A 9298-nucleotide genomic window follows, 5' to 3' on the forward strand; every position below is an offset into this window, starting at 1 on the left:
GTTGGTGCTGGTCATCAGGGGTGGAACTCCTACTCGGGCCCTCTCAGGCTAACCCGACAAAGCGGGATGTCTCACCCAAGGCTGGCAGAGAGGGCGGTGCGCAGCGCCTCCAGGAGCGCGGCGTGCAGGCGGGTGCCCACTCCCTGACCCTGCCAGCCGATCCGGACAGCGAGTTCGCAGATCCCGGCCAGGGAGTCGGTATCGCGGGCCTCGGGCGTGATGGCAGGCAAGAGTTGCTCGCCGTACCAGTAGGCGGCGGTGCAGCGGAAGCCGTAGCCGAAGCCGACAGCGTGGCCTGCGGAGAACGCCACGACGAGGGTGAAGTCATCGCGCAGGGCGTGCGTGGTGATCTGGCGGCGCAGGGTCTGGGGGGTGAAGCCGGCCTGGGCGACATCGTCGTGTCCAGCGTGGGCTTCAGCCCAGATGTCGGCGAGGGTGTCGAGCAGGGTGGCGGCGTCACCGGCGCCGTAGCGCTGCAGGGCCAGGGGCGTGCTGGGGACGCTCATCAGTTCCTTCAGGCAGCGGGGACGGCGGTTCGGTAGTCGTCGAGGTAGTCGGCTATGCACGGCACCTTCGCGTGAGCTTGCAGTGCGCCGGCGATGTCGCGCAAGGATCGGATCAGCCGTTCGGAGCGAACGTCCGGAAGGTAGGCCAGGGTTCTGCGGCCGGCATCGGCGACAGCGTCGAGGTCGGGCCTGGCGTGCCCGGTGGAGTGCGATGTCGGCGGTGTAGAGCGAGCGGTTGCGGGCGTGGCCTGCGGCGAACAGCATCACTGCCTGCTCGGCGCCTGCCACCGCCCGGTCGTACTGGCGAAGGTCCGCACGGCACAGCGACTCAAGGCCTGCCAGCTCGCCGGGGACGAAGAAGCCGAGCCAGTCGGGGTCGGTGTCGCGCGGCCCCTTCGCGTACAGGTCGAAGGCCCGTACCAGCGCCGCTTCTGTAAGCGTGCGATCTCCCTGCAGGGCCCAGCCGCGGGCCTCACGCATCGCCAGGAGCGCCATCCAGCGCGGCGAGCCGAGCCCGGTGGCTGCGCGCTGTGCCGCCTGGGCGTTGCCTACGGCCTCGCGGGGACGGCCGGTGGCGTGGGCGAGCAAGGACAGGCACGCAAAAGCGTGGGCTTCCAGGCCGGGGTCGTCGCCTTGGCGGGAACTGGCGAGGGCTTCGGTGTAGAGGGAACGGGCATCTGCGGTGCGCCCGGCGTCGAGGGCCAGCCAGCCAGCGGCGACCGACAGCATGCCGGTAGCGGTATGGAGTTGGCGTCCGAGGTCTTCTCCGTAGCGGCCCTGGTCCAGCCAGGTGTGGGCGGTGTGTAGCGCGGTGGTGGCCTGCTGGCCGAGGTCGGCGGAGCCGTGGTCGTGGTCCTGCGTGTACAGGGTCTGCTCGGCGTCCCTGAGCGCTTGAACATGGTCGCGGCCCAGGGCGGTGCCGGCGTTCGCGGTCTGTGGGACGGCGCAGGCGAGCAGTGCGGCCCCGGCGCCAAGAAGAATGCTGCGTCGGCGCATGTCCTCGTCCCCTCCTTCCGTCTGTACCAGCGGTTCGGGCCTGGTCTTCTTGCCCCGTTGTCGCGGTTCGATGAACCCCAGCTCGGTTGCGGTTTTGCCGGTGACCTTGTGCAGCAGACGGCGGTACTTGGCTCTCGGCCAGGTGGAGTCGCCGTCCTCCCAGGTCGCGATGGTGCGGGTCACCAACAGGACCGGTTCCCCGAACTCGATCGACTTGCCCACCAGGAACTCGGCAGCCTCCCGGCGCCCCATGTCCCACTCGACCTCGCGCAGCCGCCGAAACGTGTCGTTCGGACTGCCCATGACCGGCCCCCCGGGGTGTGCTCCTGCACCGCGACTTCCCCCGACGGTAGCGAAGCGGACACGCTCGGCGACAGTGTCGAGCCGTTGGAACTTCCGATGACACACCGTTCCGTCATCGAAATTTCCTGCCATCTGACATCGCATCGGCACCGTGAGCCCCGCTTCTCTTGGTCCACGCCCAGCCACCGCGGCTGGGCTGCCGCCCGGCTTGGAAGCGGTGTTCACCCGCTGTCCGCCGCGGTCCGGGCCGTTGATGATCAGAAAGAGGCATGATGACGCATCCCACCGCACAGCTCGCGCCTCCTCCCAAGACCCGGGCTGGTGGAACGCACCACCAGTCGCTGCGCCTCACCGGTTCCTACACCATTGGCAAGCGAGTCGGCTTCGACTCCGCTCGCACCGTGAGCGGAGTCGACGAGAGCGACCTGCTCACCGCGGAGATCGTATTGGCGGCCAATGAGCTGAGCGGGCCCGGGTTCGTCGCCGATTTCGGTGACCTGGCCGTCTTCCGGGACCACATCGACACGGCCCTCGACCATCGCGACCTCGACCACGTCCTCGGTGACGCCAGCAACCGGGGCATCGCCGACCACCTTCTCAACTGGGCCGGGGCCAACCTGCCCGACAGCGCCCGCAAGCACCTGCAGGAGATTCGGATCCTCACTGGGCGGCCCGTGCTGACGGGTGAGCCGGAGTGTGCCCACTTCCGGGCCCGTCACTGGCTGGGCGGCCTGCCGGACGGGCACAAGTGCGGCCGGCCGCACGGGCATGGCTATGTCGTCACCCTGCCTGCGGGACCCGACGGCGCCTGCCCGTCAGTGCCTTGGCCGCCTCGTGCACGCACCACACGGCGACCCGTGCTGCGACGAAGTACATGCTGTAGAGGATCGATGCCGCCAGCATCGCGAAGATCGTGCTCTGGAGCGCGAGGAGCTGCTCGATGACGTGCGTTCGCTTCACGACCTTGACTTCGAGGCCGAACACCGCGAGGGCGACCAGCGCGCTCGCGAACACGGAGACGTTGAATACCGGAAGCATCGCGTGGGCGGAGCGGACCTCGGTCCGCAGCACGGTCGAGATCCGCCGTCCGGACGCCACCGCGTCGAGTGCGCCCTGCGCTCCATTGGTGAGCTTGCGCGCGGCCGGCCCTCCGGGCGCCGTGGTGGCCAACCGCCACCAGTGTCCCAGGCGCTGGCGCACCGAGGCTGCTTCCGTTCCCGACACGTCACTCTCCTCTGGCACGGGCTCCGCGTAGGCAGCCCCGATCACACCGGTAGGCGCCATCCGGGTCCGTCCTCGTCGCCGAGCCAGACCCGCTGCCCGTCACCGGTGACGGTGATGCCGAACCGTTCCTGGTGCGGTGCGCCGGCCGCCTGCCAGGCCTCGATGGCGTGCTCGACGTGGTCCCACAGGCGCAGCGGGCCGCGTTGGGTGACGGTCCATCCGCCGTGGTCGTCGGGTTGGGTGCGGGCGTGGGAGCCGGTGGCATGGTCGATGAGGATCTGTTGGTCGCCGGCGCCGATGCGTTCGGCGGAGGGGGCGGCGAGTTGGGCGACCCAGGTGCCGGTCCAGGTGGTGATGGTGGCGGGGTCGATGCGGGTGGGGCGTTCGTCGCCGGGGAGGAGGGTGGGGTTCTGGCGCGGGGGGCGGTCGTGGGGGCGGGCGATCATGAAGCTGGTCCAGCCGGGCAGGAAGCGGCCGGTTGCCTCGCCGGGGTCGGTGACGGTCAGCAGGGCGAGGCCGTAGCCGAACTGCCAGCCGGAGAAGGTGACGAGGATGTTTCCGCCGGGCCTGACCTGGTGCAGCCAGGGGTAGGGCAGGGTACGCACCGCGCAGGTCGCGATCAGTCGGTCGTACGGTGCGGCGGGCTTGTGGCCGGCGAGGCCGTCGCCGACGACCAGGCGCGGGGCGTAGCCGGCGGTCTTCAGGGAGGTGGCGGCGCGTTCGGCGAGGCCGGGGTCGACTTCGATGCTGGTGATGTTCTCCTCGCCGAGGCGGTGGGCGCCGAGCGCGGTGGAGTAGCCGGTGCCGGTGCCGATTTCCAGGATGCGGTGGCCGTCGTGGACGTCGAGTTGCTGCCACATGCGCAGGACCAGGGAGGGCAGGGTGGACGAGGAGGAGGGGGATCCGGCGACCGGTTGGTCGGCGTCTGCGGGGTGGATGCGGCCGTCGAGCTGGGTGATGAGGGTCTGGTTGGTGTAGACGGCCTCCAGCCAGCCATAGCCGCCTTCACGGACCGGTTCCCAGGAGGTGGGGAAGGAGCCGGGGACTTCGCGGAAGTAGTCGCCGACGAAGGCCTCGCGCGGCACGGTTGCTGCGGCGGCGCGCCAGTGCGGGTCGGTGAGGCCTTCGTCGGCGGTGAGCTGCCGGGCGAGGGCTGCGCGCAGGTCCGCGGCAGCGGCGGCGGTGGTGGTCATGCGGCGGGGCTCTTCTGGAGCTGGTCGGCGATCGCCGTGGCGATGGCGTCGGTGGTCGGAGGCGGGAAGAACGCCCACTGCCCGTTGCTGTTGCACTCGAGGAAATGCCAGCGGCCGTCGGTGGTGACGGCGAAGTCGAAGGCGCCGTAGACGAGCCGGAAGTGCTCCAGGTAGCGGGCCACGGACCGGCGCACGGACGTGGGCACGTCGATCCGGGTGTGGGTGAGCAGGTCCTGGCGGCGGCGCCAGTCCAGGTCCGGGCTGTCGATCCGGACGGCGAAGAGCTCGCGGCCCACCGCGGTCAGCCGCACGTCGTGGTCCTTGGCCAGGCGGGCCTGGAACAGGTGCGGGCAGGCGGCGACGGCGTCAGTGATCTCGTCCGGGGCGACCTCAGCGACCCACGCCTGCACCGGCCGGCCGTCCTCGTCCGTGCAGGGCGAGTTCCACAGCGGCTTGTAGACCGCCCCATCCGGCTGCTCGGCGCAGAAGGCGCGCGCCCGCTCGGGGTCGGTGGTGACGATCGTGTCGGGGACGGCGAAGCCGGCCGCGAGCGCGGCGTCGAGCTGGGCGGGCTTGTGCTCGGCGGCCCGGATCCGCCAGGGGTGGTTCACGTAGTGGGCGCCGGGCAACGCGGCGAGGACGCCCCCGACGCCCCACTGGGCCTGGGCGCGGGCGAACACGGCATCCTGCCCGTCCATGCCGGCCGGCGCGGCCCAGCCCGAGGGGCGCCGGGATCCGCGCGTACGACCCGCACCTGCCGCTCGGCCAGGATCCGCAGCACGATGTCGGCGGTCGGGTCGTAGGCGCAGGTCAGCACCAGGACCGCCGGCTGCCGGTCACCCGCCATGGTTCAGCTCTGGTCCTGGTCGTTGGACGTCACGGTGTCGACGTCGGTCGGCTGGGCCTGGCCGCCGCTCTGCCCGTCCCCGCCACCGCCGCCGGTGCTCGTCGGGCCAGTCCGGTCGGTGCTGGTCCCGTGCTTGCCAAGCTCGACGGCGCGGCCCTGCTCGTCGTGGAAGACCGCGACCTGGGTGTCCGGGTCGATGACCGGAGTCAGGGCGGGCCAGGGCGGCGTGTCGGCGAACGGGCGCATCCGGGTGGTGCCCCACGGGGCGGCGACGGCGTTCGGCATCCTGATCTCCCCTGCACGCGAAGTGTGACGCTGGCGATGCGATTGGTGACTATCGGTCATCATGCCGGTCGGCGGGACTGCTGGCAGGCGTTTCGCCGAACTGCCCGTCAAGGTCGGCACCGCCCTCCCCACCGAGCACCGCCCGCGCGCCACGGCAAGGGGTGAGCGGCCCCGGAAGCGGGGCTCAGCCGAAGGTGACGTCGGCGGTGAGAGTGGAGTCGGCGATGGGCGGGGCGCCGAGGAGGATATCGACGCAGTTGTCGAGGATCGGCTGGTCGCTGTCGATGTTCAGGAGCGAGGTCCGGGGAGCACCAGGGGTGAGCGGCCGACGGTCGGGGCTTGGCGTTGCGCAGCCCGCAACGCCCCCCGTAGGCGCTGGGTCCGTCCGGTGGACATGGGGCCGGCAGGACACGGCACCCGTGCGTGGGGTCGGCTGGTCAGCTGAGGGGGAACTGCCAGTACGCGGTGTCGCGGTACCCGGGCGACTTCGGGGCGACCTCCACCGTGACCAGCCCGCCCTCCCTGTCGGGCTTCACCCGTACCGGCACGGTGCGCTTCTGCTCCGTGTCGAGGGGCGGCGTGAGGGCGGTGACGGACGCGGCCCCGTCGAGGAAGGTCATGCCGGGGGCAGGGACGGGAGCGTGGCCGGCGCCGGGGGCGGGGGTGGGGGACGGGGTGCCGGAGTCGAGGGCTTTCCCCGGGCGGACGACGACGGGGGAGCCACCGGTCGTGCCGAGGCCGGTGGCGGGGGACGTCCCGCCCGGGCGCAGTTCCCTGCCGGTGCCGTTGTCGTAGGTGATCGTGAAGCTGTAGCTGTTGTCGGGTTCCCGGTGGGGTGGGCTCACGGTGATCCTCAGGCCGTCGTCGTAGCGGGCGGTCCCGCCGGCGTGCAGGGGCTCGACCACGGTTCCGGGGCCCTTGACGTACCCGTGCTGGGACAGGGAGTCCTCGAACTTGGCCAGCGCGATGGCTCCCAGGACGACCAGGGCGGTGAGGAGCGCCACCGCGATCCCGCAGCCGGTGGCCCAGCGCGGGTTGACGGAGGGCTGGGGGTGGGCGGGAGCCGCGTTCGTGTCCATGCTGATCACGGTAGGAAGCGGCCGGTCGGAAGCGCATGGGCGAGCGTACTCAAGGGCCGCCTGAGTAGTGCCGAGGCGCCGCTGGCGGGGTGTCCATGCTCTGCCTGAGCTATCCCCGCGAGCGCGGGGCCGACCGAGTTCGTGGGCAACGCCTGGACTCACAGCGGGAGCTATCCCCGCGAGCGCGGGGCCGACGGCCTGGGTCACCCCCGACAAGGACCTCCCGCGGAGCTATCCCCGCGAGCGCGGGGCCGACTCGAGCGGCTGGTCGGGCAGTGGCCGCCCGGGGAGCTATCCCCGCGAGCGCGGGGCCGACCTCGAATCGGGATTGCAGTCCCGGGCGGGGCGCGAGCTATCCCCGCGAGCGCGGGGCCGACTCCCCTTGGTACGCGGCGTACATCTGTGTGAGGGAGCTATCCCCGCGAGCGCGGGGCCGACCGTCAGCTGTCTGGAGTACCGTCCTCAAACCCGGAGCTATCCCCGCGAGCGCGGGGCCGACTCGCCGGCCGCCTCGTCGTAGGTGGTCACCCCGGAGCTATCCCCGCGAGCGCGGGGCCGACACTTCCTGACCTGCTGCGATTGGGCGCAGAGTGCGCCAATCCATTCAGTTCGAATCCGGAGCCCGCGTTGCGATATCAACGTCCCAGAGCCCACCCCTCCCAGCTGCGCGCAGGTGAGCCGGCTCTGAACCTTCGACAGCATCGTACGGGCTGTTGTCAGGCATAGGTGCAGGAGACGGGTTCGCCGGTGAGGGCGTCATGGCCGACAACGGCGCCCGCTACCTGTCGCATGCCTGGCGCGATGCCCTCGCCACCGAGGGCATCGCGCGCAAACGCACCCGGCCCTACCGCCCCCGGACCAACGGCAAGGGCGAACGCTTCAGCCGCCCCTGCGCGACGAATGGGCCTACGCACGGAGCTACCGCACCGAACAGGAACCCCGCGACGCCTACCTCGCCAGGCTCCAGATCTACAGTCACCACCACGGACACACCGCAATCGCGGGCATGCCACCCGCCAGCCAGCCGCATCCCCAACTTCACGGGACAGGACATCAGGAGGTCGCGCAGATTGGCGCGATGGGGCACCTCAGGAGATGAAGAGGCACAGGGCCTGGTGATCACCGGGAGCCCTGCTTCTCTGTGCCGTGTTCTGGAACTCAGGCAGTGCACGAAGTCGCGGCGGGGCGCCGGCCAGCGGTGAACGCGGCCGGTGGGACGCCCATGAAGTGGCGGAACTCGGCGGTCATGTGGGACTGGTCGTAGTAGCCGGCCGTCGTGGCGATGTCCGCCCATCGGCCCGCGTCGGCCGCGAGCACGGTGCGGACGCGGTCGATGCGTGCGAAGTGCTTGGGGGACAGGCCGGTGGCGTCGGTGAACAGGGCGTGCAGGCGGCGCTCACTGATGTGCAGCCGGGCCGCGGTCGCGGAGACGGTGGTGTCGGCCAGTAGACGCGCCGCCTCTTCGAGCCGCTCCGACGGTTCCGGGCGGTCGGCCAAGGCTTCTTCGAGAGCGGCGAGCGGGTCGGCGGCGAGCTGGTCGATGTCCAGGCCCGGTAGTTCGCCGAGCGGCAGGACACCGTCGGCGAGGCCGTTCAGCGAACGTCCGAGCAGGGCTTGGGCACGACCCGGCCGCATACGAACCCGCACGCACGAGCGGCCGGGCACGGCGACGTGGTAGGCGGCCCGGGTGCGGGGGCCCATGACGATCAGTTCGCGCTTGTCCGTGCGCACGAGAAGTGTGGTGGCGTGGTCGGGGACATCGACCGCCGCCGAACCGGTCTCCGTAGCGACATCGATCCCGGCCACCCACCGCAGAAGAGCGGGCGGCACGACGAGAGTTCTCACGCGGCCCACGATAGTGCCGAAACTTCCTATCAGGAGCTGTGCGAGCGCTGTCATCGTCGGGACATGATCCTTGTTACCGGTGCCACCGGCACCATCGGTAGTCACGTCGTCCGTCTGCTCACCGAGCGGGGCCTGCCGTTCCGGGCGATGTCCCGCCGCGAGCGGCCCGGCGGGGTGCGGGCCGACTTCGACGACCCGGCGTCGCTGGCGCGTGCAGTGGCCGACGTCGACACGGTCTTCCTCGTAACCGTGCCCCCCATACCCACCGCGGACCACGACATCGCCCTGGTCACGGCCGCGCGGGCGGCAGGCGTCCGTAAGATCGTCAAGCTGTCCGCCATCGGCAGCGGCGAGCGGTTCGACGGGGCGACCGTCGGCGCGTGGCACCTCGCCGCGGAGGAGGCGATCGAGGCCAGCGGGCTCGTGTGGACGATGCTGCGCCCGCCGAGCTTCGCCTCGAACCTCTTGTGGCACCGGACCCTGATCCAGGCCGGAGAACCGATCCCGAACCTGACCGGCGACTCCCGGCAGGCCGTCGTCGACCCGAGGGACGTGGCTGCGGTCGCCGTCGCCGCCATGACCGGCGATGCGCACGACGGGCAGCGGTACGACCTGACCGGGCCGGAGCTACTGACGTCCGCGGACCAGGCGGCGATCCTGGAGGGCGTGCTGGAACGGCCGGTCAGGGTCATCGACACGAATGCGCTTGACCGGTTGCCGGCCGAGATGGTCACCGGCATCGGCTGGGCACGCGCCGGCGGTGCGGCCTACGTCACCGACCACGTGCCGCGGGTGCTCGGCCGGCCGGCGGGCACGTTCGAGCAGTGGGCGCGCGACCATCGGGAGGCCTTCGAGGCAATGCCGTAGCCGACGGCCGCCAGGGCTCCGGTAGCTCAAGGGACACAGTCCTCAGGAAGATCGCCAGGTCCAAGCCGGCCGAGCAGGGCCTGCCCTTCTCGACATTCGAGAGCGGCGACGAACGAGTACGGCCGGCCCGGGACCAGAAGGTGTTGGTTACCG

General features: G+C 71.2%; 9 protein-coding genes and 1 CRISPR repeat array. Of the genes, 1 reads left to right on the top strand and 8 read right to left on the bottom strand.

The window, feature by feature from the left end; translation table 11 throughout:
• Window positions 1–71: 71 nt before the first annotated feature.
• From ACFWJ4_RS39675 to ACFWJ4_RS39710, 8 genes are all read right to left on the bottom strand, one after another.
• Window positions 72–1805, bottom strand: a complete 1734-nt coding sequence (locus ACFWJ4_RS39675) for a GNAT family N-acetyltransferase (RefSeq protein WP_380553822.1) — start codon at window positions 1803–1805, stop codon at window positions 72–74.
• Between the two features lie 257 nt (window positions 1806–2062).
• The gene (locus ACFWJ4_RS39680) at window positions 2063–2575 is read right to left on the bottom strand and encodes a hypothetical protein (RefSeq protein WP_380553825.1); all 513 of its coding nucleotides are present in this window, start codon (window positions 2573–2575) and stop codon (window positions 2063–2065) included.
• Window positions 2576–2585: 10 nt separating this feature from the next.
• On the bottom strand, window positions 2586–3029 hold the full coding sequence (locus ACFWJ4_RS39685) for a hypothetical protein (protein ID WP_380553827.1): 444 nt from the start codon (window positions 3027–3029) through the stop codon (window positions 2586–2588).
• 41 nt (window positions 3030–3070) lie between these two features.
• Window positions 3071–4222, bottom strand: coding sequence for an ATP-grasp peptide maturase system methyltransferase (gene tgmC, locus ACFWJ4_RS39690; protein WP_380553830.1), 1152 nt, complete (start codon window positions 4220–4222; stop codon window positions 3071–3073).
• Window positions 4219–4920, bottom strand: a complete 702-nt coding sequence (locus ACFWJ4_RS39695) for a hypothetical protein (protein WP_380553833.1) — start codon at window positions 4918–4920, stop codon at window positions 4219–4221. Before ACFWJ4_RS39695 ends, tgmC begins: the two co-directional genes overlap by 4 nt.
• A 152-nt stretch (window positions 4921–5072) precedes the next feature.
• Window positions 5073–5354, bottom strand: a complete 282-nt coding sequence (gene tgmA, locus ACFWJ4_RS39700) for a putative ATP-grasp-modified RiPP (RefSeq protein ID WP_380553835.1) — start codon at window positions 5352–5354, stop codon at window positions 5073–5075.
• Window positions 5355–5791: 437 nt separating this feature from the next.
• Window positions 5792–6433 (bottom strand): hypothetical protein, encoded by a 642-nt coding sequence (locus ACFWJ4_RS39705; protein ID WP_380553838.1) that lies wholly within the window; start codon window positions 6431–6433, stop codon window positions 5792–5794.
• A gap of 105 nt (window positions 6434–6538) precedes the next feature.
• A CRISPR array of direct repeats spans window positions 6539–6993; the repeat unit is 28 nt; unit sequence GAGCTATCCCCGCGAGCGCGGGGCCGAC.
• A gap of 598 nt (window positions 6994–7591) precedes the next feature.
• Window positions 7592–8164 carry a helix-turn-helix domain-containing protein gene (locus ACFWJ4_RS39710; RefSeq protein ID WP_380553841.1) on the bottom strand — a complete coding sequence of 191 codons (573 nt, stop codon included), beginning with the start codon at window positions 8162–8164 and terminating at the stop codon, window positions 7592–7594.
• A gap of 177 nt (window positions 8165–8341) precedes the next feature.
• On the opposite strand from ACFWJ4_RS39710, the gene ACFWJ4_RS39715 reads away from it, so the two are divergent.
• Complete coding sequence (locus ACFWJ4_RS39715; RefSeq protein ID WP_380553844.1) at window positions 8342–9145, top strand: NAD(P)H-binding protein; 804 nt, start codon at window positions 8342–8344, stop codon at window positions 9143–9145.
• Window positions 9146–9298 lie beyond the last annotated feature (153 nt).

This window comes from Kitasatospora sp. NPDC127067, from assembly GCF_042724755.1.
GTDB classification, from domain to species: Bacteria; Actinomycetota; Actinomycetes; order Streptomycetales; family Streptomycetaceae; genus Kitasatospora; species Kitasatospora lactacystinica.

Bases quoted from the DNA above. Each gene is read 5' to 3' on its own strand.
- ACFWJ4_RS39675 (WP_380553822.1), bottom strand. From the start codon at position 1,805: ATGGGCAGTCCGAACGACACGTTTCGGCGGCTGCGCGAGGTCGAGTGG.
- ACFWJ4_RS39680 (WP_380553825.1), bottom strand. From the start codon at position 2,575: ATGCCCGTGCGGCCGGCCGCACTTGTGCCCGTCCGGCAGGCCGCCCAG.
- tgmC (WP_380553830.1), bottom strand. From the start codon at position 4,222: ATGACCACCACCGCCGCCGCTGCCGCGGACCTGCGCGCAGCCCTCGCC.
- ACFWJ4_RS39695 (WP_380553833.1), bottom strand. From the start codon at position 4,920: ATGGACGGGCAGGATGCCGTGTTCGCCCGCGCCCAGGCCCAGTGGGGC.
- tgmA (WP_380553835.1), bottom strand. From the start codon at position 5,354: ATGCCGAACGCCGTCGCCGCCCCGTGGGGCACCACCCGGATGCGCCCG.
- ACFWJ4_RS39705 (WP_380553838.1), bottom strand. From the start codon at position 6,433: ATGGACACGAACGCGGCTCCCGCCCACCCCCAGCCCTCCGTCAACCCG.
- ACFWJ4_RS39715 (WP_380553844.1), top strand. From the start codon at position 8,342: ATGATCCTTGTTACCGGTGCCACCGGCACCATCGGTAGTCACGTCGTC.